The following is a 22,778-nucleotide window of genomic DNA, read 5'->3' on the forward strand; positions in this document are numbered from 1 at the left end:
CTTATCAGCGCCCTTTTTATTTTTGTAAAATCAGTCCCGCCACCGTTTGGTGATGTCGTCATAGGCATCAATGCGGCGGTCCCGGAAATAAGGCCAGATGCGTTTTACTTTTTCAGTACGCGCCATATCCAGCTCTACCATCAGTGTCTGCTCTTCATCTTTACCAGCCAGCGCCAGTATCTCGCCCTGAGGGCCGGCAATAAAGCTCTGGCCCCAGAACTGAATACCCGGATCGCCGTCTACCGGTGAGGCTTCAAAGCCGGTCCGGTTGGCGACAATTACCGGCACCGAGTTGGCTACCGCGTGAGAGCGCTGAATGGTTTGCCAGGCACCGGCCTGACGTTCCTGCTCATCCTGGGTGTCAGTTACATCCCAGCCAATAGCAGTCGGGTAGAACAGCAGGTCCGCGCCCCGCATCGCCATTAAACGGGCCGCTTCTGGGTACCACTGGTCCCAGCACACCAGTACACCCAGTTTACCCACACTGGTCTGAATAGGCTCAAAGCCCATATCACCAGGAGTAAAATAAAACTTCTCGTAAAAGCCCGGGTCGTCGGGAATATGCATCTTGCGGTATTTACCCGCAATTTCACGGCTGCGGTCAAAAACCACAGCGGTGTTGTGATAAAGCCCTGAACCACGCTTTTCAAATAAACTGGTTACCAGCACAATATTATACTTTTCAGCCACTTCGCCAAAAAAGTCAGTGGCCGGGCCAGGGATCGGCTCAGCCAGATCAAACGCTTCTGTGTCTTCGGTCTGGCAAAAGTACAAGGTACTGTGCAGCTCCTGTAATAAAATACATTCACAGCCATCAGCTGCCAGCTGGGCAATCTGATCCGCACTTTTCTGCCAGTTTGTCATTTTGTCATTATCTGCCACAGCCTGCTGTACCAGACCGACTTTTAGCATCTTAGACGCCATAGATAGACACTCCTTTTTGAAGTTGTGAAAGCACCTGCCCAGTCAGTGTATGTTGAGGCACCTGCATAGATATACAATGTAAACTACCGTACTGCTGAACCAGTACCGAGCATTCCACCGGCACAATAGTATGCCTGGGAAAGGCTTGCTGGAGCACACTGATTGCATCGGCATCTTCTGGTTGCTGATAGACCGGCGCCAGCACATGATCGTTACAAATCAGGAAATTAGCATAGGAGGCAGGCAACCGCTCTGCGTCAGCATTGACCATGTGCGGCAGGGGTAAACGAAACTGATGGTGCTCAGGCAAACGCGTGGCGCATTCATCACACAAGGCTTTTAAGCCTGCATAATGACTGTCATCCGGACGGTTATCACAGGCCTGAATGACCAGGCCCGCATCCGGGGTAAAGCGCACCAGTGTGTCAACATGTCCGTCGGTATCATCACCTTCTAAATGGCCATGCTCAAAAATGGTGACTTTTGATGCGCCCAGCGCCTGTACAAAGGTACTGGTGTAGTCAGCCAGGCTGGTATCCCCATTACGTTTGGGATTCAGTAAGCACTGAGCGGTGGACAGTAAATGGCCGTGCTGGTCAATTTCCAGCGCCCCGCCTTCGGCAATCAGCTCGCAGGTTTGCAATGGCAAACGGCACAAGCCGGCCAGATAGCGCTGATTGGCCTGATTATCCAAAGCCGCATCAAATTTACCACCCCAGCCGTTAAAGCCAAATTCCACCGGATAGTTCCCCGCCTCAGACGAACAGGTTAAAAAGCCATAATCCCGCATCCAGGTATCGTTGTACTGGCCTGGCACCAGCAATACCCGGGCACCGGCAGGCAGCTGCGCCTGAATATCCTGTGCCTGGTGCGGCTGACAAAGCAAAATAACCGCGGCGCCGGCCTGGTTAACTGCATCGATCACCTGCAGATAAGTGGCGCGGGCCTCTTCCAGCCACGGCGCCCAGTCAGTTTGCTCGTGTGGCCATGCCAGCATTACAGCATCAGCACGTTCCCATTCGGGGATGAGCGAGGTTGCGTGTGTCATTCAGCTATCCATTAATTCATCGTGCCGGTAGCCACCGGCATCGGGTTTACAATAAAGGCGGATTATACCGTCAGTTCCGGCGCTTAAAAAAGCGTTCATCGTTATTTGGCCGCTGTCAGCCTAAACAAGGTGTCGGCCACCATCAAGATGTAGCGTCCGGCCGGTGATATAGTCACTGTTCATAATGTACTCAACTGTACTGACCGCTTCCTGGGGGCCCGGTGCCGGTGCCAGCAATTGTTTATGCTGAGCTTTTTGACGGCTGCTGGCATCATCATTGGCGGTAAACATCAGCAGCGCCGGGGCAATGCTGTTGACCTTGGCCTGGTCGGCCAGCAATGTGGCAAAGGATAATGTCATATTGTCTAACGCGGCTTTGCTGGCTGCATAGGCAATCTGTCTGGGATGGCCGGTGCGGGTGACAAAATCGGTCATGTGAATAATGTCACTTAGCCCCTGGTGCCCCAGCAGTGTCTGTAAACCTAGATTGATCTGGTAGGGAGCGGACACATGGACCTGCATCATCTTGGCCATAAGTGCTGCCGGGTCTTGATTATCCTGCTCCTTATCCCAATCTGAGGCATTATGAATAATGGCTCTGAGTGCGCTGGTATGGTCTTTTACCGCGCTAATTAGCGCGCTGATCCCTTCATTGGTCGCAAAATCAGCCTGTAAAGTCGTTGCTCCAGCCTGTTGCAGGCGGGTTAGTGCAGATTTTGGGCGGCGGTATGTTACAATGACGGGAATGTCTCTGGCCATAAAGTGTTCGGCCAGAGACAGGCCGATCCGCTGGGTCGCGCCGGTGATTAATACGGGGGCACGCATGGTAGCTCCGGGTTCTGAAAATTATGATTACGCGTGGTGGTACTATAGTGGTTTACCCTGCGTTGATACTAGTCAGGCATGTGCGTTAATTTATTTTCATACTATGATTTAAATTGCACGGTTTATTCTGATTGGTCGTAAAATTACGTTATGTTGTTGAATTGGATATTAAGATGTTAGCGAAAGAAGCGGTGGTAGTGCGCGATGCGCTTGAGCCAGCTATCTCAAAAGAAGCACAAATCGTACGTCAGGCTTTACTCGACAAAGGTCTGGAAACGCCGATGGTGGAAAACCACCTGTCGGACGATGAAAAGCGGGCGAGAATCACCGCGGCCATGGCCGACATCATGGATACGCTGGGATTGGACCGCACCGATGACAGCCTGATCGACACGCCAAAACGTATTGCCAAAATGTATGTTGATGAAATTTTTGGTGGGCTGGATTATAGCAAGTTTCCGAAAATCACTCAGATCGAAAATAAAATGGATATCCAGCAGCCGGTGCAGGTGAGTGATATCAATCTGACCAGTACATGCGAACATCATTTTGTGACGATCGATGGCACGGCAACCGTTGCCTATATCCCCAAAGAGACAGTGCTGGGGTTATCTAAAATTAATCGGCTGGTGGGCTTTTTTGCCCAGCGACCACAGGTGCAGGAGCGTCTGACCCAACAGGTGATGGTTGCTATTCAGGCGCTAACCGGGTCTCAGGATGTAGCAGTAACAATAAACGCCACCCACTATTGCGTGAAAGCGCGGGGAATCCGTGACACCAACTCTTTTACTCGTACCAGCGCTCTGGGCGGGCAGTTTAATACCGATGCCAATTTGCGTCGGGAATTTTTCAGCCAGCCGTAAATTGGCTGGCTTCAGATTCTGGTGGTAAGAAGCGCTAGCGAAACAGCGCTTCTTCATCTGCCTCACTGATCACCAGATTAATCATCTCATTCATGCCGTCTGCTGGCACAATTTCCAGTTTGGTGTCACAGCTGTAGCAATTTGCATACTGCGCTAAGTACATATTACAAATTTCGCTGCCAGCGATAGCATTAATATAGCCACATTGCGGGCACATGTATTCGTGTAACGACGAACTTTGCATGGCAATTCCTTGATAGAGTGCGGCCAGTGAGGCAGGGTCGGCGCCCCTGGCTGTGCTGTTAAGCAACATTTCCATTGAGTATTCCTTCCTTTCAGCTTACAAAAAATGAACCATGTTTTATTAATGTAGGTCAGTTACGCGGATTCGCCACAAATAAAGAGCATAAAAAAACCGGGCAGAGCCCGGTTTTAAAGGGGGAGGCAGGTCATCCGATGTGCTACCGGATGCCACCTGAGTGACCCGTTTAGTCGACCAGCCACCAGCGTTGTTGGTAACCATCAAGATTCAGGCTGGATTCGTGTCCCTTAAGAACGTCACCACTCAGTAAATCGGTAGCCTCTGCATTACCGATGATGTGTGTCAGGTCACCAGAGACCTGCTGCGGCTGCTCAGAAAAGTTAGCTATAACCAGCATTTTCTGACCTTGCTGATTATCCCGCAGGTAGGCAAAACAATGCTGATTGCCGGTATCGAGAATCTGGGTGCGACTCTGGCCAAAAATCGGATTGGCTTTACGAATAGCCAGCATATCTTTAAGGGTATTAAATACCCGTACCTTGCACTGGTCTTCCAGCGACAGTCCCGCTGGCTGGGTCAGGGCTTTTTCAATATCTTCACTGCTCACCGGCACCCGGTTTACCCAGCGATCGTCATGACGTTTAGCCGGATCGTCCAGGTAAGAGTGGTCGTTCAGCAGGCCAAGTTCATCACTGGAGTACAGCAGCGGAATGCCACCAATGCTAAATGAAATACCATAAAGCAGTTTAATGCGTGCAATCGCGGTGTCGATTTCGTGCTGATCCTGACTTTGCAGGGCATGCTCAAGGCCACACAGTGAGGCCAGGGTGCCACACACCCGGCAATCGCCATTAGACGGATTTTCGGCGAACGGCACACCGTTGGCAAATGAACCATCAAACCGGCCAGTATAAAACTGATTCAGGAAGAACCGGTGATCGTGCGGGTTCACGCCAATTTCCCAGGCCATCGCATCATCAAACGTCCAGCCGATATCATCGTGGCAACGGATGTAGTTCACCCAGGTAGTATCCTGAGGAATACTGAAGCTTTTTTGCATAGAGCGGGTCAGCAACCGGGTTTTACGGGTTGCCAGGCTATTCCATAACAAGGCCATCAGCAGCGGGTTGTAAGACAACTGACACTCATCTTTACGGACATATTTAATGACTTCATCAGGATGAACAATAGCTTCGGACTTAAAGACCACGGCCGGTGCTACGATTTGCAGACAGCTGTTAAAGGCTTGAATCAGGGTATGTGCTTTGTCCTGATTTTCACAATCCGTGCCCATTTCCTTCCAGATAAATGCCAGCGCATCCAACCGCAGCGCAGTTGCGCCAAGATTTGCCAGAAACAGCATTTCTGAAGTGATGGCATTAAACACTTCCGGATTGCTGTAATTCAGATCCCACTGAAAGCTGTTAAAGGTGGTCCAGACCCACTTGTCCATCTGCTCATTAAAGGTAAAGCTGCCCCGGCGCACCTGTGGAAAAATCTCACGCAGGGTATGCTCGAACTGATCCGGAATGTTTCTATCGTCAAACAGGTAATAATAATTCTGGTACTGCGGATCACCAGCCAGTGCCGCTTTGGCCCAACGATGTTCATCTGATGTGTGGTTAAACACAAAGTCCAGCACCAGCTTAATGCCTTCTTTTTGCAGCGCGTCAGCCAGTTTTTCAAGATCCGCCGTCGTACCCAGGGTCGGGTTCACTTTACGGTAATCCGACACCGCATAACCACCGTCTGAGTCGCCTTCGGGCGCATCGTATAATGGCATCAGATGCAGATAGGTTATGCCCAGTTCTTTAAAGTAGGGAATTTTGTCGTGCAAGTCGTTCAGGGTCGGGCCCATCAGGTCAACATAGCAAGCCATGCCCGCTTCATTTTCACTACGGTACCAAAGCGGGTCAGCCAGCGTGGCCTGATCCTGACTTTTCAATGCCGCTTTGCGTTTACTGAAGCCTTCGATGAGCACCTGCACAAGTTGCTGCAGGTGAAAATAGCAGTCGTACTGATGCCCGTACACATGTGTATATTGCTCAAACAGACGATTAAAGTGGATGTCCAGACGTTCTATAAATAGTGCAGCGTCGCGCTTTGACAAGGCACTTAAGTCCATCGACGCTTTTATGCGATGCAGGCATGTTTGACTGTCGGCGGCATAATTCATTTCGACTCTCCTGAACTGGCTAAGACGGAGCCAGACAACGGTAAAAATTGGGTCTGCGCTTACAATTAATTCACATAACTGTTTACACAGTACTAAACTCTTGCTAATTTATCTTAAACGATTAAGTTAAAAGTTCCAACATATTTGTTTGCTTTAGACTAACGTTGTAGAGCGTAACTTTCCTGATTTTAAGATAAGCTTAATAACAGAAAAGTACACCTGTAATGATAAAAATATGTAAACGACTTATCTGTTTAGTCAGTGAGCAGGGCAGAGTCACAACGAGGCCATTTCGATGTATCAGTCAAACAGTTACTTTATCCGGTGGTTAACCTATCTGATGTTCATGATGTTCGCCATGACATCAGACTCGGTGGGGGAGATCATCAAAGAAGTGAAAGTGGCATTTGATGTCACCAATGCGCAGGCTAGCCTGATGCATTCGCTGCCTATGCTGGGTATTGCGATGTCGGGTTTGTTTCTGGGTTTTCTGGCCGATAAGCTGGGGCGCAAAACTACCATTATAATGGGGCTGAGCGTATTTGGCCTGGCCTGTTATGCGTTTCTGGTGGCTAACGATTTTATTTTTATCGTCAGCCTGATGACCTTGTCAGGTATTGCAGTGGGGATTTTTAAAACCGGGGCGCTGGCGCTGATCGGGGATATTTCCAGTTCCACCAAACAGCACACAGCGACCATGAACGGGGCTGAGGCATTTTTTGGTGTAGGCGCAATTATCGGTCCGTTGATTGTAGCCTGGCTTATTCATCAGGGTGTGGCCTGGCAATATTTGTATGTTATCGCAGGCGGCATCTGTACTGTACTGATTATTGTGGCTGTACTGGTGCGCTATCCTCAGTATGTGCGCAATAATAAGCAGGAAGTTGAACAGGTTTCACTGTTGCAGTCCTTCAAGCTGCTAAAGAGCCCTTATGCACTGGGGTTTTCAGTTGGCGCATTCTTATATGTGGCCGCTGAAAGCGCGATTTATGTATGGATGCCCAGCTATCTGGTATGTGATGCCACCTCTTTGCGGGCAACGTATGACTGCTATACCAGTGAAAGCGCTCGCCAGCTGGCCATTTATTCTGTCACCGCTTTCTTTGTGCTGCGCGCGCTGGGCCGGTTTGTTGGTATCTGGATGATGTCACGACTGAACTGGGCTTTGGTGCTGATGTTATTCAGTGGCGCTATTGTACTGTGTTTCACACTAGGCTTAGCAGGCGGCAAACAAGTGGCGCTGTACCTGTTCCCGTTAACCGGTATCTTTATGTCAGTGATCTACCCGACGTTTAATTCTAAAGGCATTAGCTGTTTTCCGAAGCATCAGCACGGCAGTGTGGCCGGCGTAATTCTGTTTTTCACCGCTGCCGGCGCCGCCGCAGGCCCCTTCATCATGGGTGTGGTCAGCGATGCCATGGGTGGTGATGCAAAATACGGCTTTATGGTCGCCACCGGGTTTGCTTCACTGCTGTTTGTTGGCTTGCTGTACAACTACCTGGCGAATCCGACAACCCGGCGCCTGGCTGAAATTGAAGCCGAGGATTACGGGGTAACGCACTAGATAACTCTGTCTTCTCATACGTTGTATCAAAAAAGCCCGCTTTCCAGCGGGCTTTGTTTATAGCTCGTATAACTCCAGCGGCAGGGCATCCGGATCGGCAAAAAAAGTAAATCGTTTATTGGTGTACTCATCAACCCGTACCGGTTCCACTTCAATGCCATGTTGCTGCAGATGGGCAATAGCGGCATTCAGGTTATCAACCCGAAAAGCCAGATGACGAAGCCCCTGCGCTTCAGGACGGCTAGGCCGTGCCGGTGCACCGGGAAATGAAAACAGTTCGACCTGAGTACCGTCTGGCAGGGCCAGATCACACTTATAGGAATCTCTGGCCTCCCGGTAGTTTTCATCAATCACCTTAAAACCCAGTACATTGACGTAAAAATGTTTAGACACAGGGTAATCACTACAAATTACCGCCACGTGGTGGATCCCGCGTAACATACGCTACCTCATTGTCAAAAAAACGGTGCAGGTGGTCTTATCCTGACTGTCCTGCGTATGGCATTAGGCAAAACAACACCTGCTGCTGTCTGTGGTATAGCCTAGCATAGACGGGGCTGCCAAAGGGCTGCAACAGAACGTGTTGTTATTTATCTTCATCGAATTGAAAGGCAGTATGAATCGATGCTTAATCAGAATTACACGCTACCTGTAGTCGTTGATGGCAGTACGCTGACCTGGGAAGCGTCGCCAGCGGCCAGTGTTTGGCGTAAAAAACTAGAACGACAGGCAGCAGAAACCGGCATGGCCACCTCCATTGTTCGATACGAGGCCGGTGCGCGGTTTGAGACGCATGAACACCCCAATGGTGAGGAAATCTTTGTCCTTAGCGGCGTATTCAGTGATGAGACTGGCGATTACCCGGCGGGCACCTACATCCGTAATCCGGCAGGAACGGCCCATGCCCCTTTTTCAATCGATGGCTGCGAGATTTTTGTCAAACTGTGTTATTTCGAGCCCGGCGACAGTCAACTGCTGCGTATAGACAGTCACAAAGCTGGCTGGCAGCAGGGTATGGATAACCTGCAAAAAATACTGCCTCTGCATCAGTTTAACCAAGAGGTGACCCAACTGGTTGCGCTGGACAGCGGAGCGCGCTGGCGTCCGGTCGTTCCTGATTTTGGCTTTGAGGCGCTGGTTATCAGTGGTGATATCTGGCTGGAGGACAAACCGTTACCGGCGATGAGCTGGATTCGTTTACCCGCCGGTCAGCAGCCGGTATTTGAGGTGCGCGGCAATGCGGCGCAGTTACTGGTCAAAACTGGCCATTTACCTGGAGAGAAAAAATGAAACTGTGGCTTATAGTCTGCCTTGGGGCGCTGATGATGGGCGGCTGTACCAGCAAACCTGACAATGTGACTCCTGTGACCGGCTTCGACAGTGAGCGCTATTTGGGCGACTGGTATGAAATTGCCCGTCTGGATCACAGCTTTGAAGAAGGGCTGGATAATGTCACTGCCAGCTACAGTAAACTGGATGATGGCGGTATCAGGGTCATCAATCGTGGTTACAACGCCGAAGAAGGGCAGTGGGACAAAGCGCAGGGCAAGGCCTATTTTGTAAATGAACCGACTACCGGGTGGCTCAAGGTTTCTTTTTTTGGTCCGTTTTACGCCAGTTATATTGTTGCCGAACTGGACCGGCAGAATTATCAGTGGTCGCTGGTGACCGGGCCGGATAAAGATTATCTGTGGATCTTGTCGCGTACCCGCACACTCCCTGAAGCGGTGAAACGTCAGTTGATAGAAAAAGCGGCAGCGCTGGGTTATGACACCGAGGCACTGATCTTTGTGAAACACGATAGGGATAATCCCGCCCTGACCCGGTAATGGTGTTATACTCCGGCCGTTTTTTATGAGTAAGGAAATGTCCGGTGATTGAAGAAAAAGTGCAGGCGAGAGCCAATCAGGTTTGTGAACTGTGTGGCAGCGACAGCGAGCTGAGTATGTATGAAGTGCCTTATTCGCCTGTACAGGGTGTTGATGCACACATACTGACCTGTGGCATCTGTCATACCCAGCTGACCGGTGAGGCAACGCCTGATGACAAACACTGGCGCTGCCTGTCTGATGCGATGTGGTCACCCGTGCCGGCGGTGCAGGTCGTTTCTTATCGTATGCTAAAAGCGTTTGAGTCAGAAACCTGGGCGCAGGATCTGCTGGCTATGCTTTACCTGGACGATGATCTGATTCAGTGGGCAGAAGCCAAACTGGTTGTGGATAACAAAGCCCCTACACTGGATGTTAACGGCACAGCACTGGCGACGGGCGATACCGTGCATCTGGTTAAAGATCTGAATGTTAAAGGAGCAGGCTTTACCGCCAAGCGTGGCACGGTGGTACGTAACATCGGGTTAAGTGATAATCCGGAGCATATTGAAGGTAAGGTTAACGGTACCCGTATTGTGATCATTGCCGCCTATACCAAGAAAGCATAACCGCCAATGTGGCCCGACAAGATGCGGGCAACCGGCTTTTAGGGCATACTATGCCCACTTCAACAGGCAGTAGAAAAAGGCACCCTTTCATGCAATCCATTACTTTGCGCACACCTGATGACTGGCATCTGCATTTTCGTGATGGCGATATGCTCAGTGAAACTGTACCGGCCACCGCCCGCTGTTTTGCCCGGGCGATTGTCATGCCCAATCTGGTTCCACCCGTGGTCAATGCACAGCAGGCAACCGCGTACCGGCAGCGTATAGAAGCAGCCCGTCCGCCAGGCAGTCAGTTTGAACCCTTGATGACCCTGTATCTGACCAATACCACCAGTGCGGCCGACATTCACGAAGCAAAAGCTGCGGGGGTAACAGCCTGTAAGCTGTATCCGGCGGGCGCCACCACCAACTCAGATGCTGCGGTGACCGGAATTGAAGCCATGTATCCGGTATTCGAGGCTATGCAGGAAGCGGGTATGCCGCTGTTGATTCACGGTGAGGTCACTGACAGCCATATTGATATCTTTGACCGTGAAAAAGTGTTTATCGATGAAAAGATGATTCCGATTGTCGAGGCATTTCCTAACCTTAAAGTGGTGTTTGAGCACATTACCACGGCAGATGCCGCGCAGTTTGTGTTGCAGGCCAATGCCAATGTGGCTGCCACCATCACGCCCCAGCATCTGTTATTAAACCGTAACGATTTACTGGTCGGCGGGGTGCGTCCACATAACTACTGTCTGCCTGTATTAAAACGGAATACGCACCAGAAAGCGCTTCGCGATGTGGTGGCCAGCGGATCGACAAAATTCTTTCTGGGAACGGACTCTGCACCCCACGCCCGACACAAAAAGGAAAATGCCTGTGGTTGCGCCGGCTGCTACAGCGCCTGGAGCGCTATTGAGCTGTATGCAGAAGTATTTGAACAGTTAGGTGCGATTGACCGGCTGGAAGGCTTTGCCAGTGAATTTGGTCCGGATTTTTATGGCTTGCCACGCAATCAGGGGACCATTACGCTGGTTAAGCAACAATGGCAGGTACCCGAAGAAGTACAGTTGCCTGACGGTACCGCGATGGTGCCGTTTTTTGCTGGCCAGACCCTGAACTGGAAGCTGGAAACCGCACTGGCATAATGCTGTTCAGTGCATAAAACTTGCCTGCTGCGACCTGGTCGGGGCAGGTTTTTTTATTTTAAAAACAGCGATTCATCGCTTTGGTAAAAAGAGTGCTTTTATTATGAGTAACCCCTTGTTTAATCAGCTGGCCATGCCTGAAGCTATCAGCGGCGCCCTGGCCGGTGCCGGCATGGCCACCATGACGCAGGTGCAGGCCCAGACCCTGCCGGACTCACTGGCTGGCCGTGATGTTCTGGTGCAGGCCAGCACCGGGTCGGGTAAAACCATCGCCTTTGCGGTGGCCGGCCTGAGCAAGGTGGACCCGACCGACTATGCTACCCAGATGCTGGTGATGTGCCCGACCCGGGAACTGGCAGAACAGGTTGGTGAACAGATTCGTCTGGTGGGGCGGCAAATGCCGAACCTGAAAGTACTGACCCTGTGCGGTGGCGTGGCCATGGGGCCACAAATTCAGTCGCTCAAACACGGAGCTGCTGTAATTGTGGCCACGCCTGGACGGTTGCTTGAACATGTAGCAAAACGCCGGATTTCGCTGGCCAATGTTAAGGTTCGGGTGCTCGATGAAGCTGACCGGATGCTGGATATGGGCTTTGCTGAGGATATTGCGACGTTATTTGCCCAAACCCCTGTCACTGCCCAGACGTTGTTTTTCTCTGCTACCTATACGGCACCGGTGGAAGCTCAGGCGCAGCGCTATCTGACCGATCCTGTGGTACACCGTCAGCCCGAACAGGATTTACAGCGCCCGGATATTGCCGAACTGGTATACCGGGTGGATGAGGCCAACCGGATGCATGCCTTGAAAGGGATTTTGTCAGAAGCTCAGCCGCATAAAGCCATCGTGTTCTGTAATACCCGGGTGCAGGTAACAGAAGTGCAGGATGCACTGGCGTATGAAGGTTTTGCAGCTAAAGCGCTGCAGGGCGACCTGACCCAGCAGCAACGCACTGAGGTGCTGATGCAATTTGCCAGCGACAGTCTGCAGGTGCTGGTTGCCACCGATGTGGCTGCCCGTGGTCTGGATATCAAAGACGTGGATTGTGTGATTGTGTATAACGTCAGTGAGGAAGCTGAAGTGCATATTCACCGGATTGGCCGTACCGGTCGGGCCGGCGCCAAAGGGCAGGCGTTTACGTTGTGCAGCGAAGCAGAAGAACAGAAACTGGGTCGCATTGAAGATCTGCAAGGTGAACCGTTTAAACGTAAAGGGTTCCAGAGCCTGCGTTTTCATGCCAACCGCATCCTTACGCCAGAATTTCAGTGTCTGGCCATAGCGGCTGGCAAAAAACAAAAATTGCGGCCGGGAGACTTTCTGGGTTCACTGACCAAGGACGCCGAAATCCCCGGTGAGGACATTGGTAAAATCAGTGTGACCAATCAGGTCAGTTATGTGGCGGTTAAGCAGCGTAGTGTGAAAAAGGCGCTGAAGCTGTTTCGTGAAGGAAAAATCAAAGGTAAGCGCGTCAGAGCCCGCAAACTGAGTTAAGGAGACTGCATGGCTGGTGAAACCGACCTGAATACCTTACTGGCTACATTACAGCCGGTGGCCGAGGAGACCGAGTACCGCTTTTGCTCGGTCAGCCCTGAACGTTTCAGTCAGCTGCCGGTGCGTTCGGTTAAAGGCTTTTTTCGTGAAGCAGAAGGGGTGACGGTGATCATCAGTGCGCAGGATGCCCAGATTTATGGCATACCCGGTGAAGGACCGTTTGCCTGCATTACCTGTCATGTTCATTCCAGCCTCGAGGCAGTGGGTCTGACGGCGGCCATGTCAGCAGCCCTGACCGGGCAGGGAATTTCAGCTAATGTGGTGGCCGGGTTTTACCATGATCATGTGTTTGTGGCCAGTGCGGATGCCCAGCGTGCGGTGCAGTGCTTGTCACAACTGAGTAAGTCATAAAAAACGGGAGCCTGAGCTCCCGTTTTTGTGTGACCGGATTACCAGATTTTTACCCGTTCTTCCGGTGGCAGATAAAGCGCATCATCCTTGCTTACATCAAAGGCTTCATAAAACTCCGGTACATTTCTGACCGCCCCGTTGGCGCGAAACTCAGAGGGCGCATGCGGATTGGTTTGCACCAGCGTACGCAGTGACTCGTCACGGTACTTGTTGATCCACACCTGACCAAAGCCGATAAAGACCCGCTGGTCGCCGGTGAATCCGTCCATCATGGGGGCTTGCTTGCCATCCAGTGACATGTGATAGGCTTTCAGGGCAATGCTGATACCACCCAGGTCACCGATATTCTCACCCAGGGTAAACTCACCGTTAACGTTCAGATCAGGCAGAGCTTCAAAATTATTGTATTGCTCGACCAGCATACCGGTGCGGGCTTCAAACTCTTCGCGATCGGTATCGGTCCACCAGTTGCGCAGCACACCGTCCCCGTCAAAGGTTGAGCCTGAGTCGTCAAATCCGTGGCCAATTTCATGCCCGATTACCGCGCCGATACCGCCATAGTTCACTGCATCCTCAGCATTCATATCAAAAAACGGGGGTTGCAGTATGGCAGCCGGGAATACAATCTCGTTTTCAGGCGGGCTGTAGTAAGCATTAACGGTTTGCGGCGTCATGCCCCATTCGTGATCCCATATCGGACCGCCTTGTTTTTCCAGCAGTTCAGCATAGCGAACTTCGGCAACACGACGGATGTTACCGAATAAATCGTTGGCTTCCACCTCCAGAGCAGAATAGTCTTTCCATTTGTCCGGATAACCGATTTTCACCGAAAACTTAGACAGTTTATCCAGCGCCTGTTTACGGGTCTCATCCGTCATCCAGTCCAGCTTCTCAATACTGGTTTTATAGGCGGCAATCAGGTTATCCACCATCACTTCCATGCGCTGCTTTGCTTCTGGCGGAAAATGCTGGTCAACATACACTTTGCCGATAATTTCACCCACGGTGCCGTTTAGCAAATCAACCCCACGACGCCATTGCGGACGCTGTTCTTCCACACCCTGAAGTTTTTTACCGTAGAACGCAAAGTTCTCTGCATCGAGTTCGGCGTTCAGGCGGCCTGCAACCGCAGTCAGCATGTGCCACTTAGCGAAGGTTTTCCAGGTTTCAAGGTCAGTGTCCTGCAGCAGATCATTAAGGGCCTGCATATACTCGGTTTGCATAACCACCAGGCCATCCAGATCCGTCAGTTCCAGGTCGGCTAAAAACACATCCCAGTTAAAGTCTGGCATGATCTCTTTCAGTTTAGCCGGCTCTACCTTGTTGTAGTTACTGGCCCAGTCGCGGGTCTGCTCTTTTTTCATATGCAGACCGGCAATAGTGGTTTCCAGTTCCATAATGGTTTTGGCACTTTCTGCCGGCTTGTCGAACCCGGCCAGAGTAAACATTTTTTCAATATGCGCCACGTAGTCTTTGCGCAGCTGCACCGACTTTTCATCATCTTTTACATAATATTCGCGCTCCGGCAAGCCCAGCCCGCTTTGCCAGGCATAAATCATGTAGGTTTCAGGTGACTTGAAGTCAACATACTGCCCCAGCGAAAACGGCGTACCGTAACCATACTTGTTAGCATAGGCAAAGTAGGCTGCCAGCTTGTCGTAAGAATCGATCGCGTTAATTTTCGCCAGATCCGATTCAATGGGGGTTAAGCCGATTTTGTTGCGGGTTTCCATGTCCATGTAGGACTGATAGAAGTCTCCGACTTTCTGCTCATCAGAGCCTTTTTCAAAATCGCCGTCGGCAGAGGACTTGATGATTTCCAGCACGTCTTCCTGAGACTCATCACGCAGGATCTGAAACGCACCGTACGAGGATTTATCCGCCGGAATCTCGGTATTGGCCAGCCATTTACCATTTACATAGCGGTAAAAGTCATCGCCGGGCTTAACCGAGGTATCCATGTTTTCGGTCACAATGCCGGAGGTCAGTTGTTTTTGCTCTTGTTCTGTTTGCGCGGCGGGCTCGCTGGTCTTCTGGGTTTCTGCCTGCTGGCCGCAGCCGGTCAGTGCCAACAGCACAGACAAACTTAAAAGGGTCTTTTTCATGTCGTTTCCTTAACGGATGTTTTCACCGCCGGTACCCTGACTGACGGTCTTCTTATTGTCTTTAATTAAATACCATGCCAGACACGGCAAAAACATCATTTATGTTCAAAATACATAAGTTGTAACAACTTAAACGGGGGGCACTGATATAGTAAAAATTCATCAACTAAAACGGAGCGTTACCATGACCCCTGATTATACCTGTGTCAGTACCTGCGAATATGCCGATGCCCTGCCTCGCGAACAGTTTATGGACTATGCCATTCACCCGTTGTGGCAACCGGCGCCAGCGATTGCCGGGCCTGCTTATACAGTGCGCTGTGAGCCAGGCGACCATCTGATGCTGCATGCGGCTATTTACCGGGCTGCGCCAGGAGATATCATCGTGGTACAGGCTGATGATCAGTACGCGCTGGCCGGAGGCAATGTCTGCGCTATTGCCCAGTCCAGAGGCATTAAGGGGTTTGTGCTTGATGGCGTTATCCGGGACATTGGCGAGATTCGCCAGATGCAGTTTCCGGTGTATGGCCGGGGGGTTATCCCTAAACCCGGTGCCAAGCAGTCGGTCACACCCTTAAATCAACCGGTGGATTGCGGTGGTGTCCGTGTAAACCCTGGTGATATCATTGTGGCCGACCAGGAAGGTATCGCCGTTATTCCGGCTGACAAAGCCAGTGAGGCACTGCACATTGCCCGGGCACGAGCGGATAAAGATAGCGCGGTGACTCTGCAGCAATGGCAGGCCGACCATTATCAAAAAGTGCAGTCTAGCCTCGAAAAACTGGGGTTTACTGAGTAGCCAAGAGTAAAACTATGTTCTCATTTTTCGAACGGCTGACCCAGCCGTTTCCCGATTCACCTCCCTCACAGCCGCCTGCCGGTATCGTGGCTTTTTGTCGCCACTACAGCCAGGGCATGTGGAAAATTATTGCTATTGTGTCGGTGCTCAGCGCTCTGGTTGCCGTGCTGGAAGTGGCGCTGTTTGGCTTTTTAGGCCAGATGGTGGACTGGTTTGCCGAGCAGGACCGAACGACGTTTTTGCAAAACGAGAAATGGACACTCATCGGGATGGGGCTTACCGTGCTGGTCTTAATTCCCGGAGCGATTCTGCTACGCTCGCTATTTTCCAGACAATCGCTGATGGGCAATTACCCGATGCGTATTCGCTGGCAAGCGCACCGTTATTTGCTCAGCCAGAGTCTGAGCTTTTTCCATAATGAATTTGCCGGCCGGGTGGCCACCAAGGTCATGCAGACTTCACTGGCTGTGCGTGAAACCGTCACCAAAGTGCTGGATCTGCTGGTTTACATCAGTGTCTATTTTATCTCGATGGTAGTACTGATTTTCAGCACCGACTGGCGTCTGGCAGTGCCTCTGCTTGTCTGGTTTGTCGTGTATGTGTGCATTTTACGGGCGCTGGTGCCGCGTTTGAAAAAAGTATCGCAGCGTCAGGCCGATGCGCGCTCCATTATGACCGGCCGGATTGTGGACAGCTACACCAATATTTCCACCGTAAAGCTGTTTTCTCACAGTCGCCGTGAAGCCGACTATGCCCGCGAAGGCATGGATGAGTTCCTACATACCGTGTATCCGCAAATGCGTCTGGTGACGGTACTTGAATTTTGTGTGGAAATGGCCAATGCAGTACTGATTTTTGTTATCGGAGCGCTGTCGGTGTATCTGTGGATGCAGCAGATTGTCTCACCCGGTGATATTGCGGTAGCCATTAGCCTGTGTTTACGGTTAAACGGCATGTCGCACTGGATCATGTGGGAAGTGACCTCGCTGTTTGAAAACCTGGGAACTGTGCAGGATGGCATCAATACGCTGTCGCAGCCGGTGGCGGTGACCGATAAACCTCAGGCACAGAACCTGGCCATCAGTGGCGGAAAAATTGATTTTGAGCAGGTGCATTTTGGTTATGCCGGCGCGGATAATCAGCAAATTGAGGTCTTTAATGATCTGAATATCAATATTGCTCCGGGCGAAAAAGTGGGCCTGGTCGGACGCTCCGGCGCCGGTAAGTCCACGCTGGTAAATCTGCTGATGCGCTTTTACGATATCCACAGTGGTACTATCCGCATCGACGGTTTTGCTATTGATGAAGTGGGGCAGGAGAGCCTGCGTGAAAAGATCAGTATGGTGACCCAGGACACCTCACTGATGCATCGTTCGGTACGCGACAACATCATGTATGGCCGCACTACGGCCACCGAGGAGGAAATAGTGGCTGCTGCTAAACAGGCAGAAGCCCATGAGTTTATTCTGACCCTGACCGATAACGAGGGCCGGACCGGCTATGATGCGCATGTGGGGGAACGGGGTGTGAAATTGTCCGGTGGCCAGCGTCAGCGTATTGCCATTGCCCGGGTGTTGCTCAAAGATGCACCGATTCTGGTGCTGGATGAAGCCACCTCAGCACTTGACTCGGAAGTGGAAGCGGCTATTCAGGAGTGTCTGAATTCAGTGATGGAAAATAAAACCGTGCTGGCCATTGCGCATCGATTGTCCACCATTGCCCAGATGGATCGCCTGCTGGTGCTGGACAAAGGTCGGGTGGTAGAGTCGGGCACGCACAGTGAACTGGTGGCGCGTAATGGTATTTATGCCAAACTGTGGGCACACCAGACCGGCGGGTTTATCGGCGTAGAGTGATTTGGTATACAGGAGGCGGGCGTGAGTCAGGCAGTAAGCAAAACGCTGCTTTTTACGCCGACAAAACCCTTGTATCTGGCGGGATGTTAAGTATAATGCGCATCCCTCCTTGCGAATCCGCACTTTCCTTAGATAAGACGCTAAATTCTCAAGGGTAATGTAAGTTTATTGCCGCATTGTCGGTGCCACAGGGGTGTAGTTCGAATTGGTAGAACAGCGGTCTCCAAAACCGATGGTTGGGGGTTCGAGTCCCTCCACCCCTGCCAGATTAAGTGTTCTGTGACTGGTACACAGATAAACGACGCAGTATTGCTAGGATCGTAACATGAGCGAAAAAACGGAAAATTCGTCCAACCCGTTGGACATGTTTAAATGGGTAATCGTCTTTGCGCTGCTGGCTGGCGTGATTACCGCAAACTATATCTACGGTGAACTTTCCGTACTGTACCGGGCAATCGGTGCGGTCGTGCTTGTCGCTATTGCGGGCTTTATTGCGGCGACAACTGAAAAAGGTAGTGCCTTCATTACGTTCGCGAAAGACTCGCGAATGGAAGTTCGCAAAGTAGTCTGGCCAACCCGTCAGGAAACTAATCAGACTACATTAATTGTCATGGTGGCGACACTGGTAATGGGCCTGATCCTGTGGGGTCTGGATGGCATTCTGGTGCGCCTGGTTAGTTTTATTACTGGAATCGGAGCATAACGTATGTCTGAAGAATCAAAGAAAAGATGGTACGTCGTACAGGCTTACTCCCAGTATGAGTCACGGGTTAAGAAAACCCTGCTTGAATACATCAAGATGCACGAAATGGAAGAGCACTTTGGTCAGGTTTTGGTACCTACCGAAGAAGTGGTTGAAATGCGTGCTGGTCAGAAGCGTAAATCAGAGCGTAAGTTCTACCCGGGTTACGTACTGGTAGAAATGGACATGAATGAAGATTCATGGCACCTGGTTAAGTCTGTACCGCGGGTACTTGGCTTTATTGGCGGTACATCTGACCGTCCTATGCCAATCTCTCAGCGTGAAGCAGATGCGATTCTGAACCGCCTTGAAGAGTCGGTTGATAAGCCAAAGCCAAAAACATTGTTCGAGCCGGGCGAAGTGGTACGTGTTACCGATGGTCCGTTTGCCGATTTCAATGGTGTGGTAGAAGAAGTCGATTACGAGAAGAGCCGAGTGAAAGTATCGGTGCTTATTTTCGGTCGTTCTACCCCGGTCGACCTGGAATTTGGTCAGGTCGAAAAAGGCTAGGCGACTTATCGCTGGGACAAAAAAACGCGGCTTTTGCCGCGTTTTTTTATGCCTGGCTGTAGCTAGCGCTGAAACGCAGCCAGTGCATGGGTTGAGTCTACCTGAACATGTACGCGTTGTGCTGGGCTAAATACGTGTTCGTGGGATACCCGGGCCTTAACTTGCGTACCCGGCGCATCATCCAGAGCAACCGCGCATAGCCTGGAGCCGCCTTCAAAGCGCACCCATTCAACGGTACCATTAGCCGCATTGGTGTCGCACAGACGCACATCATCCGGGCGCAGCAATAAGTCTACCTCGCCGCTGGCATTATCAATGGCAATCCCTGGCGTGGCGCCAATACAGGTGCTGACAGCACCGTCACGCAGTGTTCCCGGTACAAAGCTGGCATCCCCCAGAAACTGGGCCACAAAGCGGCTGGCAGGCTTAGAAAAGCAATTTTCGGGGCTGTCAATCTGGGCCAGTACTCCTTTATTCAGTACACCAACCCGATCCCCGATGGACAACGCTTCATCCTGGTCGTGGGTGACCCAGATGGCCGGGACGCCGGCGGTTTTTAACGCTGCCCGAATCTCCCAGCGCAGGCTGTCTTTCAGTGCCGCATCCAAATTTGATAAAGGCTCATCCAGCAGCACAAAGTCAGGCTCATGCGCCAGCGTACGGGCCAGTGCCACCCGTTGTTTCTGCCCGCCGGAAAGCTGGTCAGGCCGGGATTGGCGAAAGTCATTCAGACCCAGCAGATTGAGCCAGTGATCCGCCAGACCGGTGTCTTTTAAGCGAAAACACACATTTTGCTCAACAGTGAGGTGAGGAAACAGGGCAAAATCCTGAAATACCATACCCACACTACGCTTTTCCGGCGGCACCTGTTTATTCACAGCCGCCTGCCACTTGCCCATGGAAATCGTACCGCCGCTGATCGGAATCAGTCCGGCCAGCGCCTGCAAAATAGTGGTTTTACCACAGCCGGTAGGGCCAACCAGCATGAGTATTTCATCCTTACCCAGAGTCAGATCAAGCTGATTGACCACCAGGGTATCGCCATATCTGACGGACAGATCACTTACGGTCAGCATAGTGTCAGGGTTACTCCTTATTGAGCTTTAATTTATTACCGCCTTCACCGGTCAGCATAATCATCAGGCCCAGCCCGGACAGCAGCACCAGCATCAGACCGGGAATCGCCGCCGTGCCAAAATAGCCGGCTTCATACACATTCCACATGTAAGTGGCCAGTGTCTCAAACTCGTTAGGGCGCAGCATCAGGGTGGCTGGCAGTTCGCGCATCACTTCTAAAAACACCAGCGCTGCTCCGGCCACCATGCCCCGATAGGTCAGTGGCAGGGTTACACGCCGGAAGGCCTCTTTAGGCGAGGCGCCCAGTACCCGGGCCGCTTTTACCAGCGACGGGTCGAGCCGTTCGGCGGTGGTTCGCACCGAGCCCACTGCCAGCGGCAAATACCGAAGTACATAGGCGATCACCAGCATGGCGATAGTCTGGTACAAAAACGGGAAGTATTTTAAGCCGGTGTATAGCAGGGCGGTGCCCATCACCACGCCGGGTACACCAAAACCAAAATAGGTGACCCGTTCCATCAGCCTGCCGGCCAGTCCGTGCGTCGCTGCATGGGCTACAGGAATAGCCACGCACACAGCAACCACGGCTGCCAGTAATGATACATAGGCCGAATTAAAGGCATAGGTCATATCAAAATCGCCAGCGCCATCTCGAATCAGCCACAAGGTGAACATACCCAGCGGTATCACAATTGCCAGCAAGACCCAGGGCATGCTGGCCAGTAACATAAGGTTACGCTGCCAGGGTTTGGGGTACAGCCAGAGTTGCCGCCCGGGACGTTCTTTGCCACCTTTGACCGAAGACTCAATGGCCAGTACCACACCCACAAAGACCAGCAACTGAATCGATAACATAGCGGCCTGGGGTAACCCGAATGAGTTGTATTCGACAAAAATAACCCGGGTAAAGGTATCCAGCCGCAAGATAGCGGGTGTGCCGAAATCTGACAGGGCATACAGCGCTGCCAGTAGTGCTCCGGCGGCAATCGCACGCATAATTCGGGGCAGTACAATCTTTATCAGACTGGCAGGCAGTGACATGCCCAGAGTACGGGCGGCATTAACCATGCTGCCGTCCAGACTCAGCAATGACGCCCGGGTGGTCATCATAACAAACGGGTAGGTATAAATAGACATGACCAGCGCTGTGCCCCACAGGCCACTGATGGGCGGAGTACTAATGCCGGTTAGCTGTTCAATCTCGCCATTGTGGCCAAACGCAAAGTACAGGGTAAAGGCCCCGATATACGATGGCATAGCCAGCGGCGAGGCAAGCAATATCAGCCAGAAACGCTGCCAGGGCAGATTGACATAGGTGGTGAGTATGGCTAGCGGTACACCCAGTAACACCGAGCCGGCGATGGTCAGCACGACCAGGGCGGTGGTGTTGCCCAGTACCCGCAGGTTATGCGTGTCAAACATAGCGCTGGCATCAGATGCCAGCGAAAACAGCACGCTGAGCGGTAGTACCGCCAGCAGTGCAATAACTAATGCAAATGGATAAGATTTAGGGATGTGCCTCACAAAACGCCTACTTCACGCATCAATCCCAATGTTGGTCGTAAATCGGCCAGTTTGCGTAAATCCAGCTCAGGCGGAGTCAGACTGGCCATTGGCGGTAACCCCTGCGGAGCCTTGACCCCGTTAACCAGCGGAATCTCATACGCTTCTGAAGACAGATAAGCCTGAACCTCAGCAGATAACAGATAACGCATAAAGTTAAACGGCAGATCACCGTCAGTGAGGGACAATATGCCAGAGGCATTAACCAGACAGCCGGCATCGCCCCTGGTAAACGCCAGGTCTACATTAGCATCCGGTTTACCCGCCTTAAGGCGTAATGTGTAGTAGTGGTTGGCAAAGCCAAGGTCGACTTCACCGCGCTCCACGGCCATCACCACGCCCAGTTCCCCGGCATACTTGGTGGCGTGACGATTGACGCCGCGTAACCAGTTGGCGGTGGCTTTTTCGCCTTCTAAAATCCGCATAGCAGTAACAAACGACTGAAACGATGCGTAAGCCGGCGCCCAGCCAATCGACAGATCACTGTCGGCCAGGGCCATAATACTGTCAGGGATTTTGTCCGCGCTGAGTCGCTCGGTATTGTAGGGTAAGGTACGCACACGCCCGGTTACCGGCGTCCAGCTGGGATACTGAAAGCCGTCCTTAAGCTGACTGCTGATATCAGCCGGCAAGGGTTTAGCCAGGCCTGCATCAGTAATAAGTCCGATGGACCCGGTGTCTACCGCCCAGAACAAATCTGCCCGCTTAACCCCAGCCTGCGCTTCAGCTATCAGGGTATTGGCCAGAGCAGCGGTTGCACCCCGGCGAATTTCCAGATTGAGCTTCGGATTGCGCTGACGGATGGCCTGCAATACATTTTCGTACAGACCACCTTCACCACGACCCAGATATAATGTCAGATCCCCAGCTAACTCGGGCAGGTTGTTAACTGACACGGCTGAAGCAACAGCAGCTTCACTGCGGGCGCCAAACGGCAAAGCCGATAATGCACCGGCAGCCGCCAGCGATTGCAGAAAGGTTCTACGCTGCATAT

Annotated in this window: 22 protein-coding genes and 1 tRNA gene; 13 read left to right on the forward strand and 10 right to left on the reverse strand. The window is 51.8% G+C overall.

Translation table 11 applies throughout. The features are described from left to right. Positions 1–30 precede the first annotated feature (30 nt). The 3 genes from EZV72_RS02150 to folM all read right to left on the reverse strand — a co-directional run bounded on the left by EZV72_RS02150 (position 31) and on the right by folM (position 2,797). Positions 31–924, reverse strand: coding sequence for a carbon-nitrogen hydrolase (locus EZV72_RS02150; protein WP_137165686.1), 894 nt, complete (start codon positions 922–924; stop codon positions 31–33). Then, positions 914–1,972, reverse strand: a complete 1,059-nt coding sequence (locus tag EZV72_RS02155) for an agmatine deiminase family protein (protein ID WP_137165687.1) — start codon at positions 1,970–1,972, stop codon at positions 914–916. The genes EZV72_RS02150 and EZV72_RS02155 overlap by 11 nt, the downstream gene beginning before the upstream one ends. Positions 1,973–2,092: 120 nt before the next feature. Next, positions 2,093–2,797 (reverse strand): dihydromonapterin reductase, encoded by a 705-nt coding sequence (folM, locus tag EZV72_RS02160; protein WP_137165688.1) that lies wholly within the window; start codon positions 2,795–2,797, stop codon positions 2,093–2,095. Positions 2,798–2,970: 173 nt separating this feature from the next. Between folM and folE the strand changes: the two genes are divergently transcribed. After that, positions 2,971–3,660, forward strand: coding sequence for a GTP cyclohydrolase I FolE (folE, locus tag EZV72_RS02165; protein WP_137165689.1), 690 nt, complete (start codon positions 2,971–2,973; stop codon positions 3,658–3,660). A gap of 34 nt (positions 3,661–3,694) precedes the next feature. On the opposite strand, the gene EZV72_RS02170 is transcribed toward folE, so the two are convergent. Continuing rightward, on the reverse strand, positions 3,695–3,979 hold the full coding sequence (locus EZV72_RS02170) for a hypothetical protein (protein ID WP_232364482.1): 285 nt from the start codon (positions 3,977–3,979) through the stop codon (positions 3,695–3,697). Between the two features lie 169 nt (positions 3,980–4,148). Beyond that, positions 4,149–6,098, reverse strand: coding sequence for an amylosucrase (locus EZV72_RS02175; RefSeq protein ID WP_137165690.1), 1,950 nt, complete (start codon positions 6,096–6,098; stop codon positions 4,149–4,151). Positions 6,099–6,438: 340 nt separating this feature from the next. Here EZV72_RS02175 and EZV72_RS02180 point away from each other — a divergent pair, with 340 nt between their 5' ends. Then, entirely contained in the window at positions 6,439–7,662 is a 1,224-nt protein-coding gene (locus tag EZV72_RS02180; protein ID WP_137168630.1) for an MFS transporter, read from the forward strand. A 57-nt stretch (positions 7,663–7,719) separates the two neighbouring features. Here EZV72_RS02180 and gloA2 read toward each other — a convergent pair whose 3' ends face one another. Further along, positions 7,720–8,103, reverse strand: a complete 384-nt coding sequence (gloA2, locus tag EZV72_RS02185; RefSeq protein ID WP_137165691.1) for an SMU1112c/YaeR family gloxylase I-like metalloprotein — start codon at positions 8,101–8,103, stop codon at positions 7,720–7,722. Positions 8,104–8,286: 183 nt separating this feature from the next. Here gloA2 and EZV72_RS02190 point away from each other — a divergent pair, with 183 nt between their 5' ends. The 6 genes from EZV72_RS02190 (at position 8,287) to EZV72_RS02215 (ending at position 13,132) form a co-directional block, all read left to right on the forward strand. Beyond that, positions 8,287–8,952 (forward strand): cupin domain-containing protein, encoded by a 666-nt coding sequence (locus tag EZV72_RS02190; RefSeq protein WP_137165692.1) that lies wholly within the window; start codon positions 8,287–8,289, stop codon positions 8,950–8,952. After that, positions 8,949–9,491 carry a lipocalin family protein gene (locus EZV72_RS02195; RefSeq protein WP_137165693.1) on the forward strand — a complete coding sequence of 181 codons (543 nt, stop codon included), beginning with the start codon at positions 8,949–8,951 and terminating at the stop codon, positions 9,489–9,491. The genes EZV72_RS02190 and EZV72_RS02195 overlap by 4 nt, the downstream gene beginning before the upstream one ends. Positions 9,492–9,535: 44 nt before the next feature. Continuing rightward, complete coding sequence (locus tag EZV72_RS02200; RefSeq protein WP_232364483.1) at positions 9,536–10,099, forward strand: PhnA domain-containing protein; 564 nt, start codon at positions 9,536–9,538, stop codon at positions 10,097–10,099. An 89-nt stretch (positions 10,100–10,188) separates the two neighbouring features. Then, complete coding sequence (pyrC, locus tag EZV72_RS02205; protein WP_137165694.1) at positions 10,189–11,232, forward strand: dihydroorotase; 1,044 nt, start codon at positions 10,189–10,191, stop codon at positions 11,230–11,232. Positions 11,233–11,335: 103 nt separating this feature from the next. Next, a complete protein-coding gene (gene dbpA / locus EZV72_RS02210) occupies positions 11,336–12,721 on the forward strand; it encodes an ATP-dependent RNA helicase DbpA (protein WP_137165695.1) in 1,386 nt (461 codons plus the stop codon). Between the two features lie 9 nt (positions 12,722–12,730). Next, positions 12,731–13,132 (forward strand): ACT domain-containing protein, encoded by a 402-nt coding sequence (locus tag EZV72_RS02215; RefSeq protein ID WP_137165696.1) that lies wholly within the window; start codon positions 12,731–12,733, stop codon positions 13,130–13,132. A gap of 38 nt (positions 13,133–13,170) precedes the next feature. Here the strand turns inward: EZV72_RS02215 and EZV72_RS02220 are convergent, their stop codons facing one another. Further along, positions 13,171–15,237, reverse strand: coding sequence for a M13 family metallopeptidase (locus EZV72_RS02220; protein WP_137165697.1), 2,067 nt, complete (start codon positions 15,235–15,237; stop codon positions 13,171–13,173). A 184-nt stretch (positions 15,238–15,421) separates the two neighbouring features. Between EZV72_RS02220 and EZV72_RS02225 the strand changes: the two genes are divergently transcribed. From EZV72_RS02225 to nusG, 5 genes are all read left to right on the forward strand, one after another. Next, a complete protein-coding gene (locus tag EZV72_RS02225) occupies positions 15,422–16,036 on the forward strand; it encodes an RraA family protein (protein ID WP_137165698.1) in 615 nt (204 codons plus the stop codon). 14 nt (positions 16,037–16,050) lie between these two features. Continuing rightward, positions 16,051–17,892, forward strand: coding sequence for an ABC transporter ATP-binding protein (locus EZV72_RS02230; protein ID WP_137165699.1), 1,842 nt, complete (start codon positions 16,051–16,053; stop codon positions 17,890–17,892). Between the two features lie 189 nt (positions 17,893–18,081). Beyond that, positions 18,082–18,158 (forward strand) — tRNA-Trp (locus tag EZV72_RS02235). 59 nt (positions 18,159–18,217) lie between these two features. Next, the gene (gene secE, locus EZV72_RS02240; RefSeq protein WP_137165700.1) at positions 18,218–18,595 is read left to right on the forward strand and encodes a preprotein translocase subunit SecE; all 378 of its coding nucleotides are present in this window, start codon (positions 18,218–18,220) and stop codon (positions 18,593–18,595) included. 3 nt (positions 18,596–18,598) lie between these two features. Next, the gene (nusG, locus tag EZV72_RS02245) at positions 18,599–19,144 is read left to right on the forward strand and encodes a transcription termination/antitermination protein NusG (protein WP_137165701.1); all 546 of its coding nucleotides are present in this window, start codon (positions 18,599–18,601) and stop codon (positions 19,142–19,144) included. Positions 19,145–19,206: 62 nt separating this feature from the next. Here nusG and EZV72_RS02250 read toward each other — a convergent pair whose 3' ends face one another. The 3 genes from EZV72_RS02250 to EZV72_RS02260 are packed head-to-tail and all read right to left on the reverse strand — an operon-like array spanning position 19,207 to position 22,776. Then, the gene (locus tag EZV72_RS02250; RefSeq protein WP_137165702.1) at positions 19,207–20,220 is read right to left on the reverse strand and encodes an ABC transporter ATP-binding protein; all 1,014 of its coding nucleotides are present in this window, start codon (positions 20,218–20,220) and stop codon (positions 19,207–19,209) included. A 10-nt stretch (positions 20,221–20,230) separates the two neighbouring features. Next, positions 20,231–21,745, reverse strand: a complete 1,515-nt coding sequence (locus EZV72_RS02255; protein ID WP_137165703.1) for an ABC transporter permease — start codon at positions 21,743–21,745, stop codon at positions 20,231–20,233. Then, positions 21,742–22,776: a substrate-binding domain-containing protein gene (locus EZV72_RS02260; protein WP_137165704.1), complete on the reverse strand. Its 1,035-nt coding sequence runs from the start codon at positions 22,774–22,776 to the stop codon at positions 21,742–21,744. Before EZV72_RS02260 ends, EZV72_RS02255 begins: the two co-directional genes overlap by 4 nt. Positions 22,777–22,778 lie beyond the last annotated feature (2 nt).

Origin of the sequence: Salinimonas lutimaris (genome assembly GCF_005222225.1) — a bacterium.
Classification (GTDB): Bacteria; Pseudomonadota; Gammaproteobacteria; order Enterobacterales; family Alteromonadaceae; genus Alteromonas; species Alteromonas lutimaris.